Origin of the sequence: Streptomyces sp. NPDC015171, from assembly GCF_043079545.1 — a bacterium.
Classification (GTDB): Bacteria; Actinomycetota; Actinomycetes; order Streptomycetales; family Streptomycetaceae; genus Streptomyces.
Window position 1 is genome coordinate 29,543 of record NZ_JBIBUO010000022.1, and the last position, 19,437, is coordinate 48,979.

Sequence of the window (19,437 nt, forward strand, 5' to 3'; positions counted from 1 at the left end):
CGATGAGGAGCCCGGCACAGGACGGATCTATGGTCACTCCACTGAGCGAGCCACACGGACACAAAGCCGCAGTACCTCTGCGGTACACCACCACCTGGACCACAACCGATACCCCGACCGCCGCAGCACGGCACGCCGTACGCGCCCTGCTGGACGAGGCCGGGCACCCGCCCGATGGCCGGCCGGGTCAGGACGCCCAGCTCGTCGTCAGCGAACTGGTCACCAACGCCGTGCGCCACGCACCCGGACCAGGCCGACTCATCCTCGACGTCACACCGGACCGGACTCTGCTGCGCATCACCGTCAGCGACAGCTCACCCGGTCACCGGCCCGAACCCAGGCCGCACGATCCGCGCCGTCTCGGCGGACACGGCCTGTACCTCGTCCAGCAGCTTTGCGGCCGCCTCAACGTCACCACGACCAGCACCGGCAAGCACGTCACAGCCCGCCTCCGCCTGGGCCGGCCCCACGACTAGGGCAACGCCAGGGCGGAGAGCGTCGGCGTGTGCGCCCCTGACAAAGGGGAACTCCGGGCGAGCCGCGGGCGCGGGCGCATGTGATCGGCGACCTGGCATATGCCCGTCATCGCAGTCCACAGTCGTCCTGGCAGCAGCAGCGCGTGCATGGCTCTTCGTCGGAATGGGAAAAATTCACCCTCGCCGCAGGCGTCGACGTGCCCGGAACGATGCCATCCGGCAACTGTTGTCGTTTGACAACTATGGCCTTCAGGCAACAAAGTGTCGGAGTCACACCGAGCGGGGAAGGATCTGGCATGTTCCGGTGGGCGGAAGTCGCTCCGTGGGCCGGCCGTCCACGCTTCGGAGCGCGCCGAGCGGTGGTCCGGCCCTGTGATCAGGCTGTCTGGTCCTTGGCGTGCGAGGCCTTGCCGGGTATCCGCAGTGCGGCTGAGTCGCGGAACGCCTCCAGCCCCTCCAGCAGCGCCGCACGCTTGGGTGCGGGCATCAGCTCGAGCACCGCCCGCAGCTCCGCCTCCCGGCGCGCACGCAGGTCTTCGAGGACCACACGACCGCGACTGCTGAGGTGCAGCCGCACCTCGCGCCGGTCGGCGGGGCTGACCATGCGCTCGACGAGACCGGCGGCCACCAGCCGGTCGCAGAGGCGGCTGGTCGACGGGGGCGTGGAGGCGAGCGAGTCGGCGAGGGTGCGTAGATTGATGCCGTCCTGGTGTTCGAGCATCAGGAGTACGCGCATCTGGGATGGAGAGGCCGGTGCCGTCGAGGTCCGGCCCCACAGGACTTCCAGCAACTCCACGGCCGTCGAGGTCGCACGCGCGACTTCGACGGGCTCGGGGCAGGGGCGGAAGACAGTCACCGTCACACTCTCGCAGGCACCTGGGACGCCTGTCAGCGTACTAGGTGCCTGTAGCGGCAAGGGATGGTTCGGACGGCCCGGCGTGCCCCGACCCGGGCGGCCTCGTCGCCCGGGCGAGGTCCGTGTACCCGTCGAAGGATAGGTGTATTTACGATCGTGAACAGATTTGTGACCGCGGAGCGTGCTCTGCGCACGGCGGCCCCGCACGAGTTGCTCGACGCCGTGCGCCGCGTGCTCGAGGCGGAGTACGCGGCGCGGTCCGTCGACCTGTACCTCGCCGACTACGGCCTCACGGTACTGCAGCCGGTGTCGGTACTCCCTCACACCGCGGAGCCGGTGTCGTTGCACAGCAGCCCCGCGGGCCGTGCCTTCGGTGCACAGAAACCGTTCACGGAGGGGATCCGTGGCGGTGGCGTGCGGGTACATCTGCCCGTCACCGTGCGCGGGGACCGGCTGGGCGTGCTGTCGGTCACCCTGCCGGACAGGGAGGACGCCCGCGAGCGTGTGGACGAGCTCGCGGACATCGCCGAGGTCCTCGGGCACGAAGTGATCGTGGCCGAGCGTGACACGGACGTATATCTGCGGGCCAGGCGCAAGGACCGCCTGACCCTGGCCGCTGAGATGCAGTGGCATCTCCTGCCCGGCCGCTCCTGCTCCCGGCCCGAGTACGACCTCGGCGCGCAACTGGAGCCGGCGTACGCGATCTACGGGGACAACTTCGACTGGTCCGTCACGGCGGACAACCTGATGCTCTATGTCACCAACGGCATGGGGGAGGGAATCGAAGCCTCCCTGCTGACGAACCTCGGCATCAACGCGCTGCGCAACGCCCGGAGGGCCGGCATCGCGATAGACGACCAGGCCGCTCTGGCCGACCAGGCGGTGTACGCCCACTACCAGGGACGCTGCTACATCTCGGTGCTGATGTTCGACTTCGAACTCGCGACGGGCCGGGCGAAGGTCGTGGACGCGGGCTCTCCGCAGTTGCTGCGGCTGCGTGACGGCGTGGTCGAGCGCGTAACCTTCGAGGCGCAGCTTCCGCTGGGAATGTTCGAGGAGACCGACTACGTGGTCCAGGACTTCCAGGCGGAGCCCGGTGATCGGCTCGTGTTCGTCAGCGACGGGGTGCACGCGGTCGCCTCCCCCAAGGGCGAGGCGTACGGGGACGCCGCTCTGGAGCGGGCGATCATGTCCACGCGTCTGCTGCCGGCGGCCGAGGTGCCGCGTGCCATCCTGCGCGAGCTGACCGGGCATCGCGGGCAGTCGGTTCCGCAGGACGACGCCCTGGTGGTCTGTCTGGACTGGCGGGGACGCTGAGCGGGCCGCGGGTTGAGATCGGGAGCGGTGATGTGGCGATGCTGTGTCGCTTCCGCCGCATGTGCGGTGCCAATGCTTGTCATGTGACAATAATTGACCTGGTTGTGTCGGTCCTGGCGCAACGGCCTGTTGTGAAGGGAGACGATGCAAGTGTCGGAGCAGGCGGCAGTCGAGTGGGCGGCGCGGGAACTGGCCGCGTTTCTGGAGCGCCGGCGGGAGCAGATCGCCCAGCGATGGGCGGACGCGCCTCTCTTCAGGACGGTCTTCACCGTCTCCCGCGACGAGGCGGTGGAGGCGTGCAAAACCGTCGTCGACGCCTTGGCGGACGTGGCCTCGACCGGTCGGCTGGAGAATTTGGCGGCCCCGGGGTTCGACTCGGCCCGGGAACAGATGGGGCGTATGGCCGCTTCCCGTGCCCGCAGCGGATACAGCCCGGCCCAGATCGCGGAGGAGACGGCCGGTCTGCGGGTGACGACCGCCGAGCTGCTGCGCGGCGAGGTCCGCGACTCGTCGGACGAGGCGCAGGAGATCCTGCTGGCTCTCACGGTCCTGATGGGCACGCTGAGCCTGGTGATCATGGAGACGACGGTCAGTGCCGGCGAGGAACTGATCGCGCGGCAGCGCCAGCAACTGCTCGAAGTGGCCACCCCCGTGATCAATCTGTGGGAAGGCATCATCGCCGTGCCGCTGATCGGCACGCTGGACAGCGCCCGCAGCCAAGTGGTCGTGGAGTCGCTGCTGGAGGCCATCGTGGACCAGCGGGCGCGCTATGCGATCCTCGACATCACGGGCGTGCCCACCGTCGACTCGCTCGTCGCGCAGCACCTGATGAAGACGGTCGCCGCGGCACGCCTGATGGGCGCCGAATGCATCGTCTCCGGTATCCGTCCGGCCATCGCCCAGACCATCGTCCAGCTCGGTATCGACCTGAGCTCGGTGCTCACGCGCAGCTCTCTCGCCGACGCCCTGGCCTACGCGCTCAGCGACCAGGGCATCGAGATCCCCCGCGCGGGCGGTGTGACCTCGCGATGACCACCTCCGTACCGGGTATGCCGGCCGCGGTGCCGGTCCTGGCACTGGGGGACATCCTGCTGGTCTCCCTCCAGGGGGAACTGCACGACAGCGTGGCGGAACGACTGCAGCAGGACATCGCTGACCGCGTCGCCCGCACCGAGGCCGGCGGTGTGGTGATCGACGTCTCCGGCATCGAGATCGTCGACTCGTTCCTGGGCCGGATCATCGCCGAGATCGCGGCCAACGCCCACCTTCTGGCTGCTCGTACCGTTCTGTGCGGGATGCGGCCCGCTGTCGCGATCACGCTGGTCGAACTCGGGCTGACCCTGCCCGGAATGGTGACCGCCCTGGACGTCGACCGCGCTCTCGAACTGCTCCGGCACGATGCCTCCACCGGCGCTCCGGGCACCACCCGTGCGGGGTGCGCGTGACATCGGCATCCGATCCCGCCACCGCGACGACCTGCCCGATCGGCTCGGACGCGGATCTCGCATGGGTGCGCCACCAGGTGCGGCAGTTCGCCGCCGAGATGGGGTTCGGGCTTGTGCAGCAGACGAAGCTCGTCACCGCGGCCAGCGAACTGGCCCGGAACACCCTGGTCCACGGCGGGGGCGGGCACGCGAAGATCACCCCGCTGGTCAAGGGGACGACGCCCGGCCTGCAACTGTCCTTCACCGACAACGGCCCCGGCATCCGCGACCTCGAGTTGGCGATGAGTGACGGCTACACCACCGCGGGCGGCCTGGGACTGGGTCTCAGCGGTGCCAAGCGTCTGGTGGACGAGTTCTCCATCGACACCACGCCCGGCGAGGGGACCGAAGTCACCCTCATCGCCTGGGCCGCCGGCGTACCGGGCACTCGTCAGGGGACCCGATGACACAGGTCTGGACCATTCCGGTGCATGACTCCACCCGAGTGCGGGACGCCCGCGTGGCCGCCGAGGAGGCCAGCGCCCATGCCCGACTCGACGCCCAGCGCACCGCGGTCGCGGCCCTGGTCGCAACCGAGCTGGCGACCAACCTGCTCAAGCACGCCGACGGCGGCCGTCTGCTGATCGACATCGACGATCGCCCGGGAACCGGCGACCGCGGTACGTCGGTACAGCTCGCCGCCCTCGACCACGGGCCAGGCATCCTCGACGTCGTCCTCGCCATGCGGGACGGCTACACCACCAGCGAGGCGTCGCTCGGCGCGGGGCTGGGAACCTGCCTGCGCATCTCCAGCGCGTTCGACCTGTACAGCACCCCACGCGGCACCGTCGCGGTCGCCCGCGTCGATCAGCGCGCCGGTCAGGAGGAGACCCGCTCCGCCGTCTCCGCCGGAGGAATCAACATTCCCTTCGCCCAGGCCGAACACTCCGGAGACGCCTGGAGCTGCGCCCGGTCGGGCTCCCGTTCGACCCTGATGCTCGCCGACGGCCTCGGTCACGGAGCCAAGGCCGCCCAGGCGTCCAGCACCGCGGTCGACGAACTGCACCGTGTCGCTCACCTGCCGGCCGCGGAGATCCTGCGACACCTGCACACGGCCCTGCGGCCCACCCGCGGGGCGGCGGTCGCCGTCGCGCAAGTGGACACGGACAACGGGGAGCTCGATTTCGCCGGGGTCGGCAACATAGGCGCCCGCCTGCACACCGCCGGTTCATGGCAGCACCTCATCTCCCACCCCGGCATCGTCGGCGCCCACTACCCGGCGGCCGTACCCGTACGCCGGCTGCCCTGGCGGCCGGGCAGCCTGCTCGTCCTGCACAGCGACGGACTGCCCAGCCGGTGGGCACCGCCTGACGACGCCGACCTCCTGGTCCACGCCCCGGCAGCGATCGCCGCCACCATCCTCCGGGATGCCAGCAGCGCCGCCAGCCCCGTACGAGACGACACCTGTGTAGCCGTGCTGACCTCCGACCGCCCGGTCCGGCGCCCGTGATCCCGCCGGACATCCGGAAGATCACCTCGACCGCCGATGCCGCCCGGGCCCGGATCTTCGCAGCCCGTCTCACGGCCGCACTGGGCGTGCCCCCGGTCGAACAGGCCCGTTTCCTCACCGGGCTCACCACGCGCCTGCGCGAGGAGCTGGCCCGAGGCGGCACGGAACTCACCCTGACCGTGGAGTCGTCCGCGTCCGACGGGGCCCTGCGCTTGCGGGCCGTATCGGAGCCCGTCTCACCCGGGCCTGATCGCACACCGTCCTGGCGGCTCACCCTCGCCTGTCCCGGCCCCCTGCCCCGGAACACGCCCCGGTCGGCGGCCCCGCACGAAACCGCTGACGCGGAAGCGATCCTGGCGGCGGACGAGGAGGTCGCAGCGGTCCTGCGTCACCTGGACGAGACGGAGGAACAGCTCCGGCTGCACCGTGAGGAATTGCACCAGACCAACCGCGGTGTGATGGCGCTGCACGCGGAGCTGGACGCCGCCGCACGAAACCAGCGGGACCTGCTCGATGCCGAACGAACGGCACGTGGCCAGGCGGAGAAGGCACGGCGCCTGCTGACCTTCCTCGCCGACGCCAGCGCGGCGGTGACCGCGTCCCTCGACCAGGAGGAAATCGTGCGTTGCCTGCCCGAGCTGCTCGTTCCCGAGTACGCCAGCCAGGTCGACGTATGGCTCTTCGACGAATCGGCCAGCACGAACGGGGCCCGCTCCGCCGCCGCGGTCGCCGCCGCGCGTTGCGACCGTCCACAGCACGCCGGAGCGTACCCGGGCGCGTTCCCCGGAATCGACGACCTTCCGCCCTCGGCGCTGTCCCCGGACCGGCCGCTGCTGTCCATCCCCCTCACCGCGCGCCGCACCTCGGGCGTGCTGACACTGACCGCACCCGGCGACCGCTTCGACGAGGACACCAGCGTGATGCTGGTCGAACTCACCCGACGGGCCGCCATCGCCCTGGAGAACGCCCGCCGCTACGAACAGCACCGGGACACCGCCGAAGCTCTGCAACGCGCTCAACTCACCGATCTGCCCCCCGCCGAGGGGCTGCGCATGACGGCCCGCTACCTGCCCGCGACCCGGGGGCTCAACATCGGCGGCGACTGGTACGACGCCTTCCCTCAACCGGACGGCAGTCTGATCACAGTGGTGGGAGACGTCACCGGACACGGGCTGCGCGCTGCCGTCATCATGGGCCAACTGCGCACCGCCCTGCGCGCCTACGCGGTCGACAACGACAGCCCCGCCCGGATCCTGACCCTCCTGCACCGCATGCTGCGCCACCAGCAGCCGAATCTCTACGCGACCGCCGTGGTCGCCCGCTTCAGGCCCGGCGATCCCCATGTCGTATGGGCCGCCGCCGGGCACCCTCCGGCCATGGTCCGGGCACCGGACGGCGGCGTGCGCGTGCTGGACACCCGCCCCGGCGTGATGCTCGGAGTCCCCCTGCCCTACGAGTACGAGGACCACACGGCCGTACTGCCGGCCGGCTCGACCCTGGTCCTCTACACCGACGGTCTCGTGGAGCGGCGGGCACACGGCATCGACCCGGGGATCGAGCTGCTCGAACGGACCCTGGCCGACCTGGACGAATCCGCGGTGGAGGACTTGGACGGGTGCGCCGAGTCGTTGCTCAAACCTCTGGTGCACGACTCCGAACGAGACGACGACGTCTGTCTGCTCCTGTGCCGTACGGTTGCACCCGCACGCCCGAAACCTGAGTGAACCCAGCGCCCGCGAGGAAGGCAGAGGGTGCCGTCCGGTCGCGAGCCGTCGGGAGGGACCGATCTCCTCACTGCACGGACGGCCGGTGAGGCAGCACCGCCGTCCGCGCCACCGGAACCCGGCGGGAAGGCCTCCCCACCCGACGCCCGTCCGCTGCCGGAAGAGGGTGTCGTCGGCGGTGGTGCGGTGAGCATTGCCCGGCCCTGCCGCATCCCGGCCGTCGGTCGCGATAGCGTGGGAGCCACGGGAGAGTGGTTGGAGAAACGGTGAACACCTCTGGACCGGGCTCGTCCGTGGAAGCCCAGCTGCGCGCGGTTCCGCCTCACGCCCTGGTGTCCACCGCGGGCCGCCTGCTGGCGGAGCGTTTCGGCGCGCTGCACGCGACGCTCCTAGTCGCCGACTACGGCTTGTCGGTTCTGCAACCCGTCACCCATCCACCGCACACCGGCGAACCGGTCTCCGCCCACGACGGTCCCGCCGGGACCGCCTTCACCGCCCAGAAGCCCGTGGTGGAAGTTACGGCCGACCCGGCCACACAGGTGGTGCATCTGCCCATCACCGTGCGCGGCGACCGCCTCGGGGTCCTCTCCGTGCGTATGCCATCGGCGTCGGCCGACGCGGGCACCGTGCTGCAGCTCGGTGATTTCGCCACGGCGCTGGGCCACGAGGTCGCCACGGTCGACCGGGACACCGACCTCTACCTGCAAGCTCGTCGTACCCGCCGCCTCACCCTCGCCGCCGAGATGCAGTGGCAGCTCCTCCCCGGCCGTGGCTGCGCGCGCGCCGAGTACGTCATCGGCGCTCACCTGGAGCCGGCCTACTCCATCGGCGGCGACAACTTCGACTGGTCGACCAGCGCCGACCACCTCACACTGACCATCACGGACGGTATGGGGCAGGGCATCGACGCCGCCCTGCTCACCAGCCTCGCCGTCGGTGCCCTGCGCAACGCCCGCCGGGCCGGCATCGGCCTCGCGGACCAGGCGTGCCTCGCCGACCAGGCCGTCTACTCGCAGTACGGCGGGAAGAGGTACGCCTCCACCCTTCTCCTGCGCTTCGACCTGGCCACCGGCACGGTGTGCGCCGTCGACGCCGGATCCCCCCAGCTCTACCGGCAGCGGGGCACCACCGTCGAACGCGTCGAACTCGAGGCGCAGATGCCCCTCGGCATGTTCGAGGAGACCCTTTACGAGGAGCAGACCTTCCAGGTCGAGCCGGGTGATCGCCTGGTCTCCATCAGCACCGGCGTCCACGGTCCCCGGTCAGCCACCGGAGAGGCGTTCGGCGAGGGTGTGCTGCGCCAGATCCTGAGCGCGACCCGCCAGACCTCCCCCCACGAAACGGCCCGATCCGTCGTGGCCGGCCTGCTCGAACATGTCGGCGGCGAGGGGCTGCTCGCCGACGCCACCATCGTCTGCCTGGACTGGACAGGGCGCGACGCCCAGGCGACCCCGTAGGGACAGCCCAGCCCTCAAGGGGGCTGCTGAGGTGGCTGGAAGTACCTCTGGTCCTGAACGGAAGCGATCCCCTTCATGCCACGGATCAGCGCCGAACGCGCCGCGGGTTCCATGGCAGCCAGCAGTTCGTCGAGGGCCTGGGTACGTCGCCGGGCCACATCCCCCATGACGCGACGCCCTTGGCCGGTGAGTCTCAGCTGCACCTCACGGCGGTTGTACGGGTGCAAAGCGCGCTCCAGCATGCCGGCCGCCTCCAGCCGGTCACAGAGCCGACTGGCGGTGGGCAGCCCGATGTCCAACCGCTGCGCCAGGCCGGTGAGGTTCACCTCCGGGGCCATCTCCAGAGCCCGCAGCGCCCGCAGCTGATGGAGGGACAACCGGACCGTCGCCTCCTGCGCGGCCACTGACCACAGATGCGCGAGACGCTCCACGGCATCGGCGATCTCATGCGCGCCGACACTCGGCTGGTCACCCGAGCCCTCAGCGCGGCCGTCGGCGCCGCCGGGAAGTGTCACGAACACATCACTTTCAGTCGGACTGGGTGCCGTGGGAACACCCGATACTCAATCGCTACCCGAGCATCCGGAACGCAACCAGCGTCATTCGGGGGGACAGCCGGCCGACGCCCAGAGGGCTGCGAGGCCCGGCACGCGGTCGAGTGCGGCATCAATCGCCCCACGAGACATCGAGCCGTGGCCACCAGATACGACATCGCGGTCCGCTACGAGGCCACCGTCCTCGTTGCCGCCGTCACCGAGTGGGTGAGACGTACTGGACCGACGACAACTCGAACACCCGGACTCGCCGGCCGCCGGTGGGATTGACGGTCTCACGGACCGGACGCATCCCCAGTTTGGTCATGATCCGTTCGGAGGCGTCGTTGCCCACTTGAGCGATGCTGACGATTCGCTCCAGCCCTCGCTCCTCGAAGCCGAACCGTACAGCGGCTGCGGCGGCCTCGGTGGCCAAGCCCCGCCCCCAGTGGGAACGCCCCAGCCGCCAGCCGACCTCAACCGCCGGCAGTACCTCCGGCAAGAAGCCGGGCACCGAAAGGCCGGTGAACCCGGCCAGCTCGCCCGTGGACCGGATCTCCACGGCGAACAGGCCGAAGCCCTGTGACTCCCACTCGCTCTCCCATGCCTGGATCCCGCTGCGCGTCTGCTGTTCGTCACGGACGCCGCCGTCACGGATCCACCGCATGACCTCGGGGTCGGCATTGACGGCAGCCATGGGCGCAACATCTTCCTCGCGCCAGCGACGCAGGACCAAGCGGGGAGTCTCAAGCGTGACCATCCGATCATTCTGGATCACACAATGGGGGCCCCGCCATCCTCTCGGCACTCGCCGTCCGGGCCCCGGTGACGGCGTGGCCGCCTTGGTGACGAACGTCGTCGTGCGCTGACTCGGGCGGCTTGGCTGTGCCGGTTGCTGCGGATGACGGCCTTCGCCCGGAACCCGCATCGTGTCTCACTCCATCAGGTGTAGGAGTGGCCTGAGTGGGCAGACAACCGGATCGAATGCTTCCGTTTTGACGCTGCTCAGGGCCCACGCCTCGCGCGGCTCCCCTCGCAGCCAGAACGGCCGGTGACGCGAGGAGGAATGGATCATGGGGCTGACGCGACGCGTGGCGATGGCGGGCGTTTCCGCGACGATGATGGCGGGGGCCGTGCTGGCCGGTGGCAGCTCGGCGATGGCGGCCACGACCGTCTCGCCTGCCGCGGGGCGTCTCCCCGCGCAGAGCGCAGCAGCCGACGGCCCTCGAAGCGATCGTCACCGTGATTCCCAGCGGCCCGCGGATCGCTGGATAGAGGATCAGCTGGCGACCTTCTACCCGTCGTACACCCATCGACCGGCGGCCTTCGACCCCTGGGTCCGGGACCAGGTGGCGACGTTCTTCCCGGCCGGTCGGTGAGTCGGTCGGCGATGCCGCCACGGCAGGGTCCCGGGCACCGGCCTGAGGTGACCTGAGACCCGCGTGCCGCCTGGGCGCCGCCGGCAGCCATCGCGAGGCCGCGGATCTGCGCTCTCGGCGAGCGTCCGTGTGCGCGCAGGCTGGGCGTCCGGATGGAAGGCGGCGTGGAACTCGTCCGGACCCTAGGCCGTGGCACGTCCCGCACGCGGGAGTCATCGGGAGGCACCGACACGCACCCCGGCCACGCCCCGGGCGCCTGGCCGGCCGCGCCGACCCTTACACGGCTGGCGCACCGAAGGCGCGGGCGGCGGCGAGCATGGCGTCTACGGCCCGTCGTACGCTGATCTGGCTGTTGCCGGCCACGATGTGCAGCCCGTAGGCGTCCTCCAGCGCGACGAGGTTGAGGGCCGCCGTCGCTGTGTCCATGGAGAGGTCGAACACCCCGGCGCCGGCGCCCTGTTCAAGGACGGCCCGGTACGTGGCCAGTTGCCGCTCGTACATCGCTTCGACCAGCGTGGTGTGCAGTGGCGAGGTACCCGCCACCACGTCGAACTCGTACAGCAGACGCATCAGCGCGTCGTCGGGCCCGGTCGGCAGTCCGGCGCGGATCGTCTCCCCCAGCAGCCGGGCCGGGTCCGCGATCGTGTCCCGCAGTGCGTCGCGCCGGTCGCAGAAGCGCTCCATGCCGGCGCGGTACGCCTCGCTCAGCAGCGCGTCCAGGTCGTCGAAGTAGTACAGCACCGCGCCTCGGGTCAGTCCCGCGCTGCGCGCGACGTCGGCCAGCGAGAGGGAGCGCAGACCGGTGCTGGCGGTGGTGTCGATCACCGCCTGGATGAGGTGGGCGCGGCGTTCGTCCTGGTTCTTGGGGCGGGCCATGCCCTTGACAGTAGCCGAGGTCCTCATGACACTCGACCCATTCTTTGACGCTGCTGTCAAAAAACTCGCGCACCGTCTCCGGGTGCTCTCGCGCCCGTTCGCAGTGCGATCCAGAACCGAGGACCACCATGCTCGACACCCTGATCACCGGTGCACGTGTGCGCACCTTCGACGACGCCCGGCCGTGGGCCGGTGCCGTCGGCATCACCGGCGGGCGCATCGCGTTCGTGGGCGAGGAGACGGACGCCCCCGCGGCCCGCCGGCACCGCCGTCTGGACGGCGGCCTGCTCACCCCCGGCATCATCGACAGCCACAACCACCTGCTGCTCGGCTTCGACCCCGACGCCGTCAGCCTGGAGGGGGCCGACACCCTGGACGAGGTGCGCCGCCGCCTGGCCGAACTCGCCGGGGCGCGTCCGGACCTGACCTGGATCTGCGCCGAGAACGCCGTCTACTCGGTGGTCCACGGCCGCCGCCCGCAGGCCCGGGACCTGGCCGGCATCACCACCCGCCCCGTCTTCGTCACCACCTACGACCAGCATTCGGTGTGGCTCAACGACGCCGCCGTCCGAGCGCTGGGGCTGGACGAGGGCGGAGACATCCCCTGGGGCCGCCCGGAACGGGACGCGGACGGCCGTGCGACCGGATGGGTCACCGATTTCTACACCAGCGCCATGACGACGGCGGGCTTGGCCGGCCTGCAGCGCGACATCCCGATGTACTCGCCGCAGCGGCGCTACCGCAAGCTGCTCGGCAGCCTGCGGATGGCCACCGCCGCCGGCATCACCACCGTGGTCGAACCGCAGGTCCCGCTCGCGGAGATCGACCTGTTCCAGCGTGCCCAGGCCGAAGGGCGCCTCAGCTCACGCGTCATCGCGGCGCTCTTCCACCCCATGGGCTCCGACGGCGCGTTCCGCCGGCGCCTGCGCGACGCCGCCGACGCCGCTCCGAGCGGCGACCGCCTCGCGTTCGGCCCGGTCAAGCTCTACGCCGACGACGTGATCGAACCCCACAACGCGTGGATGCTGGACGACTACGCCAACCGGCCCGGCCACCGCGGTCACCCCTCGGCGCCGTCGGGTGAACTCGCCAAGGTCGTCACCGAACTGGACCGTCTCGGCTTCCAGACACACACCCATGCCACCGGTGACGGCGGTATCCGCCTCGCCCTGGACGCCATCGAGCACGCCGCGCGCGTCAACGGCACCCACGACCGCCGCCACGGGATCGTGCACGTCGAGTGCCTCGCCCCGCAGGACCTGCCGCGCTTCGCCCGGCTGGGCGTCACCGCGGCCATGCAGCCGCGCCACTGCTCCCCCGACCTCGTGGCCGGCACCTGGATGGAGAACGTCGGAGAAGCCCGCTGGGACCGGGCCTGGCGGCTGCGTTCCCTCATGGCGTCCGGCGCCCACGTGGCCCTCTCCAGCGACTGGCAGGTGGGAGAGATGGACCCGCTGGTCGGCTTCTACTCGGCTCTGACCCGGGCCGGGCTGGACGGCAAGGACGCCTGGACCCCGGCGGAGCGCCTGGGGCTCGACGAGACGCTGCGCGGCTACACCGCCGAGGGCGCCTGGGCCTGGCACCGGGAGGACGCGTACGGCGTCATCCGTGTGGGTGCCGAGGCGGACCTCGTCGCCTGGTCCGCCGACCTCTACGCGCTGGAGGCGGACCCGGCGGCACTGCTGCAGCAGCGAGCGGAGATCACCTGGGTGGGCGGCGAGGTCGTCCACGAGGCCGCCGCAGCGCGCCCCACCGCCGGCCACTACGCCGCGCTCACCTCGTGCTCGGCCCGGGCCGAGGACGGACACGCCCATGCCTGACCTCTCCGCACAGCGTTCCGGGACGTCCGCGGCCTGTTCCGACGGTGCCGCGTCCGCCTCCGTGCCCGCCGCCACGGCCGCTGGGCGAGCCGCCGGGGACACAGGCGGCGCGCGGCTGCGGGGCGGCCTCGGGCTGCGCCACATCGTCTTCCTCGGCCTGGCCTTCATGGCGCCCCTGGCGGTGTTCGACACCTTCGGCCTGGTCTCCGAGGAGACCGGCGGCCATGTACCGCTGGCGTACCTGGCCGTCCTCGTCGCCGTGGGACTCACCGCGCTCAGCTACGCGCGGATGGCCCGCCGCATCACTTCCGCCGGCTCCGTGTACACCTACGCCGGCAGGGCGCTCGGCGCACCCGTGGGATTCCTGGTCGGCTGGTCCGCCACGCTCGACTACGTCCTGCTCCCCATGCTCAACGCCCTCCTGGCCGCGATCTACATGGGGGCCGTCCTCCCCGCGGTCCCGGCGTGGGTGTGGGTGCTGTCCACCGTGGTGATCTGCACGGCTCTGAACCTGGTGGGCGTGCGGCTGGCCGCCAAGGTGAACGTGCTGCTCGTCATCGTCCAGGCCGGGGTGGCCGTCGCGTTCCTCGTCTTCGCCGTGCGCGCCGTCGTCACCCACGGCCGGTCCTTCGGGACCACCGGGTTCGACCTGACCACGGTGCCGCCGCGCGACCTGTTCGGCGGCGCCTCGCTGCTGGCGTTGTCGTTCCTCGGTTTCGACGCCGTCTCGACGCTCTCCGAGGAGGCCGCGCGCCCGCGCCGGGACATCCCACGGGCCATCCTGTTCATCGTGGCCGCCGCCGGGGTGTTCTTCCTCGCCGTGACCTACGTGATGCAGACGCTCTTTCCCGATGTCTCGGCCGTGGGCGACATCGTGGGCGCTTCGCCGGAGATCGCCCGGTACATCGGCGGGGCCGCGTTCCAGACCGTCTTCGTGTGCGGGTATCTCACCGCGGTCCTCGGGTGCGGTCTGACCCAGCAGATGAGCGCGGCGCGGCTGCTCTTCGCCATGGGACGCGACGGGATGCTGCCGCAGGCGGTCTTCGGGCGGGTCGATCGACGGACCGGCGTGCCCGCCGTCAACGTGCTCGTCGTGGGTCTCGTCGCCGCCTCGGCGGTCTTCCTGGATCTCGGCAGCGCCGCCTCGCTGATCAATTTCGGTGCCTACACCGCCTTCGCCGCGGTGAACCTGGCGGTGATCGGCTTCTGGGTCCGCGACCGGCGTGCGGGACGACCGGAGGCCTCCGGGTCCGCCGCTGCCGTTCTGCAGCTGGTCCTGCCGTCACTCGGGTTCGTCGTGAACGCGGCCCTGTGGGTCAGCCTGGACACCCCGGCCAAGATCGTGGGCGTCTGCTGGGCTCTGGCGGGCGTCGTGATCCTGGCCGTGCGCTCGGGCGGATTCCGTCGCCCGGTCCACACGCCGGACCTGACCGAGTGATGATCCGCTCCCCGTCCCCGGCAGGCCGCAGGCACTGTCGCCGACCGCCCCGCACCGGCCGTGAACGCAGCTTCCCGGTGTGGCGGAAGTACTGCACGGGCGTCCGCGCGGTGGGCCCGGGCCGGTGAGCGGAGCACGGACGTGCAGACTTCGGGCAGGCGACCTGGCGCCGCGCGGCTGCCGGGGCATGCCTTGTGGTGCCTGACGCTCGGGCTGCCGGCTCTGATCCCCGTGGGCGTCGAAGACCTGTCCGTCCTTGGATCCGGAGCAGCAGCACGGCCCCGGGCTGCTGCCCCGGCGAAGCCGTTGGCCGTTGCCCGGCTCCGGAGCGCGACGGCCCGGCCCTTGCCGAGCCGCGCCCGTCTGCTGCGGGGCCTGACAAGTGCCTCGGCGGCGCGGACCCGCTCGGCGGTCACCTGTCGAGGGGCCGGCGCCCGCGTCCTACAGTGTGAGGACAACCCTGGGAGTCACCGTGCACCACCCCACTGAGGAGCAGCTCAGCCTGTTCGGGCCGCCGGCCGAGGAGGCCGGCACCGCGCCGTCCGCGGGGCCGGCCTTCCGCGACGGCCCGCAGGCGCGGCGTACCCTCGCGGTGAACCGGGTCTACGCGGAGCCCGAGGCCGCCGCCTCCTCGTACGGGCGGCGCATCCTCGCGCGACTGCCGGACGCCGAGCTGGTCGAGGTGCCATCGCACTGGCGTATCCCCTCACTGCACGGCAACGAGGGGAACGTGGCCCGCTGGGTCCGCGTGAAGAAGGAGTCGCTCGTACTCGGCATCAAGCGGAGTCTCACCGTCCGCCCCAACGGCCGCTCCGCCGACTGGATCGCGCCCGGCGCATCGAACGGCTGCGCCCTCGCCTGCGCCTACTGCTACGTGCCGCGGCGCAAGGGCTTCGCCAACCCGATCACCCTGTTCACCAACGTCGACGCGATCATCGGCCGGCTGCACCGGCACGTACGCGCGCAGGGCCGCAAACCGGAGCCGAACCAGTGCGACCCGCAGGCCTGGGTGTACGACATCGGCGAGAACGGCGACTGCTCGGTGGACGCGCTGGTCTCCGACGGCACGCAGGAGATGATCACCGCGTTCCGCGACTGGCCCACGGCGAAGGCGTCGTTCGCCACGAAGTTCGTCAATCCCGACCTGCTGGGCTACGACCCGCGCGGGCGTACCCGCATCCGCTTCTCCTTGATGCCGGAACCCGACGCGCACCTTCTCGACCTGCGCACGAGCCGGCTCGCCGACCGCGTCGGCGCCGCGTCGGACTTCCTCGACGCAGGCTACGAGGTGCACTTCAACCTCTCCCCCGTCGTGCTGCGCCCGGGATGGCGCGCGGACTGGGCGGACCTGCTGACCCATCTCGACGACGTACTGCCCGCCGCGGTGAAGCGGCAGGCCGCCGCGGAGGTGATCATGCTCACCCACAACGAGGAGCTGCACCAGGTCAACCTGGGATGGCATCCGCGGGGTGAGGACGTGCTGTGGACGCCGGACACACAGGAGCGCAAGCTGTCCCAGAACGGCGCGGTCAACGTCCGCTACCGCGTGGAGGTCAAGCGGCACGCCCTCGACACCCTGCGGGACCTGATCGCGGCGCACGCGCCCTGGCTGCGCGTCCGGTACGCGTTCTGAACGCGCGCAGCGCAGAGTAGACCGCCACCTGCCGAGTAAAGGGGACAGCGATGCGGCACACCGTCGTCGTCTCGGGCCCGGCCGCTCCCGCCGAGGTCTGGGAGCGCTACGCCCGCTACGACCAGTGGCCGCGCTGGGCGCCGCATCTGCGCGAGGTGACGGCGACCGGCGACCGGATCGCGCCCGGTGCCACAGGAGTGGTGACCTCCGTGGGCGGTGTGCGTGCGCGTTTCGTGGTCACTGCCGTCGACGAGGCAGGCCGCACCTGGAGCTGGCAGGTCACCGCCGTCGGCGTCCAGATGACGCTGCGGCACACCGTCGTCCCGCACGGCACCGGCTCACGCGCCGTACTGGACATGACGGCCCCGTGGCCGGTGCCCGTGCTGTACGCGCCCCTGGCCGGCTGGGCACTGCACCGGCTCACCGGATCGTGAGCGCCGGCGGCGACCTGGCCGTTCTCTCCCCCCGGCCGGCGGTCGCCTGCATCTGCCGCCGCCACCGCCCGCCGGACGGATCGACGTCGTACGTGTGCCGGCACGGTCCGCTGCCGGTCCTTGGGCTTTCGCGCCCTCCCTGCACGGGCTCACCGAGGCGGTCCGCGCCACAACCGCCGATCCTGCGGAGACCTCCGCTGGGCTGCTGGGCCGTCTGTCCCCCGGCGCAACAACGACACGGCGCTGATGGCCTGACGACTGAATCCCGCACAGCACGGTTGATGGCGCGCTGGGCCGGCCGCGCGGACAGGAGTGAGGCGCTGTCGGCCGGGCATCTGCTCTTCCGGGCCCGGTACGGCAGCCCCCGACGGCCCTTTCATCGATTCCACAGGAGATACGGCGTGATTCTGGACGGGATACCGGCTCCGGCTGTGCGCGGGGACGCGACCGAGACGACAGCCCGAAAGCAGCGCCTGCGCCGCCGCCTGGAGCGGCTGATCGGTGTGGCGGCCACCGAAGGCAACGAGCTGGTGCCCCTGCGCAACGGTGACGAGATCTTCCCGGCGATGCTGGGGGCGATCCGCTCGGCCCGGCACACGATCGATCTGATGACGTTCGTCTACTGGCGTGGCCAGATCGCCCGTGACTTCGCCACCGCGCTCGCCGAGCGGGCCCGCGCGGGGGTGCGGGTGCGCCTGCTGCTCGACGGGTTCGGCGCCAAGGAGATCGAGGGGCAGCTGCTGGACCTCATGGCCGAGGCGGGCGTGCAGGTGGCCTGGTTCCGCAAGCCCTTCTGGCTGTCACCGTTCAAACAGAACCACCGCTGCCACCGCAAGGCCCTGATCGTGGACGAGCACACCGCGTTCACCGGCGGCGTAGGGATCGCGGAGGAATGGTGCGGCGACGCCCGCCATCCGGGCGAGTGGCGTGACACCCACGTGCAGGTGCGCGGCCCGGCCGTGGACGGCATCGCGGCGGCGTTCGCCCAGAACTGGGCGGAGTGCCACGACGAGTTGTTCGACGACCGTGACCGCTTCACCGAGCACGAGCAGGCGGGCTCGTCGACGGTACAGGTGGTGCGCGGTTCCGCGAGCATCGGCTGGCAGGACATGCAGACCCTCATCCGGGTGATGCTGACCTCCGCCGAGGAGCGGTTCCGCCTCGCCACCGCCTACTTCGCCCCCGATCCGTACTTCGTCGACCTGCTCTGCAGGACCGCCCGGCGTGGTGTCCGCGTGGAGATCCTGCTACCCGGCCCCCACACCGACCAGCGTGCCTGCCAGCTGGCCGGCCAACACCACTACACGCGGTTGTTGCGGGCAGGTGTGAGCATCCGGCAGTACCAGCCCACGATGATGCACGCCAAGATCATCACGGTGGACTCGGTGGCCGCGCTCATCGGGTCCACGAACTTCAACCGGCGGTCCATGGACCATGACGAAGAGGTGATGCTCGCGGTCCTGGACGAGACGTTCACCGCTTCGCTGGACCGTGATTTCGACGCCGACCTGAAGGACAGCGTGGAGATCGACCCTTCCCGCTGGAGGAGACGGGCGGTGCTCCAGCGCGTCAAGGAGATTGCCGTCAGCCCCGTCCGGCGCTTCCTGTAACGCGGGTGGGCCAACAGTGCGCTGCGGCCCTTCATCGACGAGATCCAGAGCGGCGGCTGCTGCAGGCCGGACGCGACGAGACAGCCGCACGCGCGTACGGCCTGCGAGAGCAGATCGAGCAGCTCACCAGTAGCCTCGTCGAGACTGAGGCCCGCCGCTGAGCCCCTCCCTTCAGAGGCACCGCACCTATAACCGATCGACACCCTGAGCGTGAGGGCGTTAGCTGGCCGGCATGCCAGAACTGCGCACCGATCGTCTCCTGCTCCGGCGGTGGCGGGAGTCCGACCTCGAGCCATGGGCGGAGATGAACGCCGACCCCGAGGTCCGAGAACACCTTGGGGAACTGCTGACGCCGGAGCAGAGCGATGCCACGGTGGCCGTCATGCAGGCCGAGTTCGACGAACGAGGGTTCGGGTGGTGGGCGCTCGAAGCACGGGAGACCGGTGAGTTCATCGGCCGTGCGGGCTTGGACGAGGTGGGCGCGGACATGCCGTTCGTGGGGGTGGATATCGGGTGGCGGTTGAAGCGTTCGGCGTGGGGTCACGGTTTCGCGACCGAGGCCGCCCTGACCTGTCTGGCCTTCGGCTTCGATGTCCTCGGGCTGCCGGAGATCATTGCGACGACTACCGCCGGCAACCTTCGTTCCCAGGCAGTGATGCGGCGGATCGGCATGACCCGCCGCCATGACGACGACTTCGAGGACCCGAGTGTGCCCGAGGGGCCGCTTCGCCAGTGTGTGCTGTACCGGATCACCCGCAGGATGCTCACGGACGATGCCCCGCGGCGGAACACCACCAGCGGAACCACTCCCCCGCCTTGAGCGGTGGCTTCACTCGAAACGAACTGCACGCAAACGGACTTCGGGCTCTTCCGCAGTGGCCACAGCGCCTGTGCTCGTCGGCCAGGTGTTCCGGCCGCGTCTCCTTGCCACAGGCGCCGTGGCTCTGGTG

General features: G+C 70.8%; 19 protein-coding genes. 15 read left to right on the forward strand and 4 right to left on the reverse strand.

The features are described from left to right. Positions 1-29: 29 nt before the first annotated feature. Positions 30-476, forward strand: a complete 447-nt coding sequence (locus ACF073_RS36510; RefSeq protein ID WP_392075796.1) for an ATP-binding protein — start codon at positions 30-32, stop codon at positions 474-476. A gap of 376 nt (positions 477-852) precedes the next feature. Here ACF073_RS36510 and ACF073_RS36515 read toward each other — a convergent pair whose 3' ends face one another. Then, on the reverse strand, positions 853-1,338 hold the full coding sequence (locus tag ACF073_RS36515; RefSeq protein ID WP_392075797.1) for a MarR family winged helix-turn-helix transcriptional regulator: 486 nt from the start codon (positions 1,336-1,338) through the stop codon (positions 853-855). Between the two features lie 150 nt (positions 1,339-1,488). Between ACF073_RS36515 and ACF073_RS36520 the strand changes: the two genes are divergently transcribed. The 7 genes from ACF073_RS36520 to ACF073_RS36550 all read left to right on the forward strand — a co-directional run bounded on the left by ACF073_RS36520 (position 1,489) and on the right by ACF073_RS36550 (position 8,764). Continuing rightward, a complete protein-coding gene (locus ACF073_RS36520; RefSeq protein ID WP_392075798.1) occupies positions 1,489-2,649 on the forward strand; it encodes a PP2C family protein-serine/threonine phosphatase in 1,161 nt (386 codons plus the stop codon). A gap of 144 nt (positions 2,650-2,793) precedes the next feature. Further along, on the forward strand, positions 2,794-3,681 hold the full coding sequence (locus ACF073_RS36525) for an STAS domain-containing protein (RefSeq protein WP_392075799.1): 888 nt from the start codon (positions 2,794-2,796) through the stop codon (positions 3,679-3,681). Continuing rightward, complete coding sequence (locus ACF073_RS36530; RefSeq protein WP_392075800.1) at positions 3,678-4,094, forward strand: STAS domain-containing protein; 417 nt, start codon at positions 3,678-3,680, stop codon at positions 4,092-4,094. Before ACF073_RS36525 ends, ACF073_RS36530 begins: the two co-directional genes overlap by 4 nt. Beyond that, positions 4,091-4,540 carry an anti-sigma regulatory factor gene (locus ACF073_RS36535; protein WP_392075801.1) on the forward strand — a complete coding sequence of 150 codons (450 nt, stop codon included), beginning with the start codon at positions 4,091-4,093 and terminating at the stop codon, positions 4,538-4,540. Before ACF073_RS36530 ends, ACF073_RS36535 begins: the two co-directional genes overlap by 4 nt. Continuing rightward, a complete protein-coding gene (locus tag ACF073_RS36540) occupies positions 4,537-5,583 on the forward strand; it encodes a SpoIIE family protein phosphatase (protein ID WP_392075802.1) in 1,047 nt (348 codons plus the stop codon). The genes ACF073_RS36535 and ACF073_RS36540 overlap by 4 nt, the downstream gene beginning before the upstream one ends. Continuing rightward, complete coding sequence (locus tag ACF073_RS36545) at positions 5,580-7,307, forward strand: PP2C family protein-serine/threonine phosphatase (protein WP_392075803.1); 1,728 nt, start codon at positions 5,580-5,582, stop codon at positions 7,305-7,307. The genes ACF073_RS36540 and ACF073_RS36545 overlap by 4 nt, the downstream gene beginning before the upstream one ends. A gap of 266 nt (positions 7,308-7,573) precedes the next feature. Further along, complete coding sequence (locus ACF073_RS36550) at positions 7,574-8,764, forward strand: PP2C family protein-serine/threonine phosphatase (RefSeq protein ID WP_392075804.1); 1,191 nt, start codon at positions 7,574-7,576, stop codon at positions 8,762-8,764. A gap of 14 nt (positions 8,765-8,778) precedes the next feature. On the opposite strand, the gene ACF073_RS36555 is transcribed toward ACF073_RS36550, so the two are convergent. Beyond that, positions 8,779-9,285 carry a MarR family winged helix-turn-helix transcriptional regulator gene (locus tag ACF073_RS36555; RefSeq protein ID WP_392075805.1) on the reverse strand — a complete coding sequence of 169 codons (507 nt, stop codon included), beginning with the start codon at positions 9,283-9,285 and terminating at the stop codon, positions 8,779-8,781. Between the two features lie 229 nt (positions 9,286-9,514). Next, positions 9,515-10,057, reverse strand: coding sequence for a GNAT family N-acetyltransferase (locus tag ACF073_RS36560; RefSeq protein WP_392075806.1), 543 nt, complete (start codon positions 10,055-10,057; stop codon positions 9,515-9,517). 313 nt (positions 10,058-10,370) lie between these two features. On the opposite strand from ACF073_RS36560, the gene ACF073_RS36565 reads away from it, so the two are divergent. Continuing rightward, positions 10,371-10,676 carry a hypothetical protein gene (locus tag ACF073_RS36565; RefSeq protein WP_392075807.1) on the forward strand — a complete coding sequence of 102 codons (306 nt, stop codon included), beginning with the start codon at positions 10,371-10,373 and terminating at the stop codon, positions 10,674-10,676. A 276-nt stretch (positions 10,677-10,952) separates the two neighbouring features. Here ACF073_RS36565 and ACF073_RS36570 read toward each other — a convergent pair whose 3' ends face one another. Further along, the gene (locus tag ACF073_RS36570; RefSeq protein WP_392075808.1) at positions 10,953-11,552 is read right to left on the reverse strand and encodes a TetR/AcrR family transcriptional regulator; all 600 of its coding nucleotides are present in this window, start codon (positions 11,550-11,552) and stop codon (positions 10,953-10,955) included. A gap of 128 nt (positions 11,553-11,680) precedes the next feature. On the opposite strand from ACF073_RS36570, the gene ACF073_RS36575 reads away from it, so the two are divergent. From ACF073_RS36575 to ACF073_RS36600, 6 genes are all read left to right on the forward strand, one after another. Continuing rightward, entirely contained in the window at positions 11,681-13,372 is a 1,692-nt protein-coding gene (locus tag ACF073_RS36575; RefSeq protein ID WP_392075809.1) for an amidohydrolase, read from the forward strand. Further along, on the forward strand, positions 13,365-14,810 hold the full coding sequence (locus ACF073_RS36580) for an APC family permease (protein ID WP_392075810.1): 1,446 nt from the start codon (positions 13,365-13,367) through the stop codon (positions 14,808-14,810). Before ACF073_RS36575 ends, ACF073_RS36580 begins: the two co-directional genes overlap by 8 nt. A 472-nt stretch (positions 14,811-15,282) precedes the next feature. Continuing rightward, positions 15,283-16,443 carry a spore photoproduct lyase family protein gene (locus tag ACF073_RS36585; RefSeq protein ID WP_392075811.1) on the forward strand — a complete coding sequence of 387 codons (1,161 nt, stop codon included), beginning with the start codon at positions 15,283-15,285 and terminating at the stop codon, positions 16,441-16,443. Positions 16,444-16,493: 50 nt separating this feature from the next. Then, positions 16,494-16,877 (forward strand): SRPBCC family protein, encoded by a 384-nt coding sequence (locus ACF073_RS36590; RefSeq protein ID WP_392075812.1) that lies wholly within the window; start codon positions 16,494-16,496, stop codon positions 16,875-16,877. Between the two features lie 401 nt (positions 16,878-17,278). Beyond that, positions 17,279-18,487, forward strand: a complete 1,209-nt coding sequence (locus ACF073_RS36595; RefSeq protein ID WP_392075813.1) for a phosphatidylserine/phosphatidylglycerophosphate/cardiolipin synthase family protein — start codon at positions 17,279-17,281, stop codon at positions 18,485-18,487. A gap of 232 nt (positions 18,488-18,719) precedes the next feature. Next, positions 18,720-19,307, forward strand: a complete 588-nt coding sequence (locus ACF073_RS36600; protein ID WP_392075814.1) for a GNAT family N-acetyltransferase — start codon at positions 18,720-18,722, stop codon at positions 19,305-19,307. The last annotated feature ends 130 nt before the right edge of the window (positions 19,308-19,437 follow it).

Excerpts from the sequence above, each read along its gene's own strand:
- ACF073_RS36510 (WP_392075796.1), top strand. The coding sequence starts at position 30 with ATGGTCACTCCACTGAGCGAGCCACACGGACACAAAGCCGCAGTACCT.
- ACF073_RS36525 (WP_392075799.1), top strand. The coding sequence starts at position 2,794 with ATGCAAGTGTCGGAGCAGGCGGCAGTCGAGTGGGCGGCGCGGGAACTG.
- ACF073_RS36530 (WP_392075800.1), top strand. The coding sequence starts at position 3,678 with ATGACCACCTCCGTACCGGGTATGCCGGCCGCGGTGCCGGTCCTGGCA.
- ACF073_RS36540 (WP_392075802.1), top strand. The coding sequence starts at position 4,537 with ATGACACAGGTCTGGACCATTCCGGTGCATGACTCCACCCGAGTGCGG.
- ACF073_RS36560 (WP_392075806.1), bottom strand. The coding sequence starts at position 10,057 with ATGGTCACGCTTGAGACTCCCCGCTTGGTCCTGCGTCGCTGGCGCGAG.
- ACF073_RS36565 (WP_392075807.1), top strand. The coding sequence starts at position 10,371 with ATGGGGCTGACGCGACGCGTGGCGATGGCGGGCGTTTCCGCGACGATG.
- ACF073_RS36570 (WP_392075808.1), bottom strand. The coding sequence starts at position 11,552 with ATGGCCCGCCCCAAGAACCAGGACGAACGCCGCGCCCACCTCATCCAG.
- ACF073_RS36575 (WP_392075809.1), top strand. The coding sequence starts at position 11,681 with ATGCTCGACACCCTGATCACCGGTGCACGTGTGCGCACCTTCGACGAC.
- ACF073_RS36580 (WP_392075810.1), top strand. The coding sequence starts at position 13,365 with ATGCCTGACCTCTCCGCACAGCGTTCCGGGACGTCCGCGGCCTGTTCC.
- ACF073_RS36590 (WP_392075812.1), top strand. The coding sequence starts at position 16,494 with ATGCGGCACACCGTCGTCGTCTCGGGCCCGGCCGCTCCCGCCGAGGTC.
- ACF073_RS36600 (WP_392075814.1), top strand. The coding sequence starts at position 18,720 with ATGCCAGAACTGCGCACCGATCGTCTCCTGCTCCGGCGGTGGCGGGAG.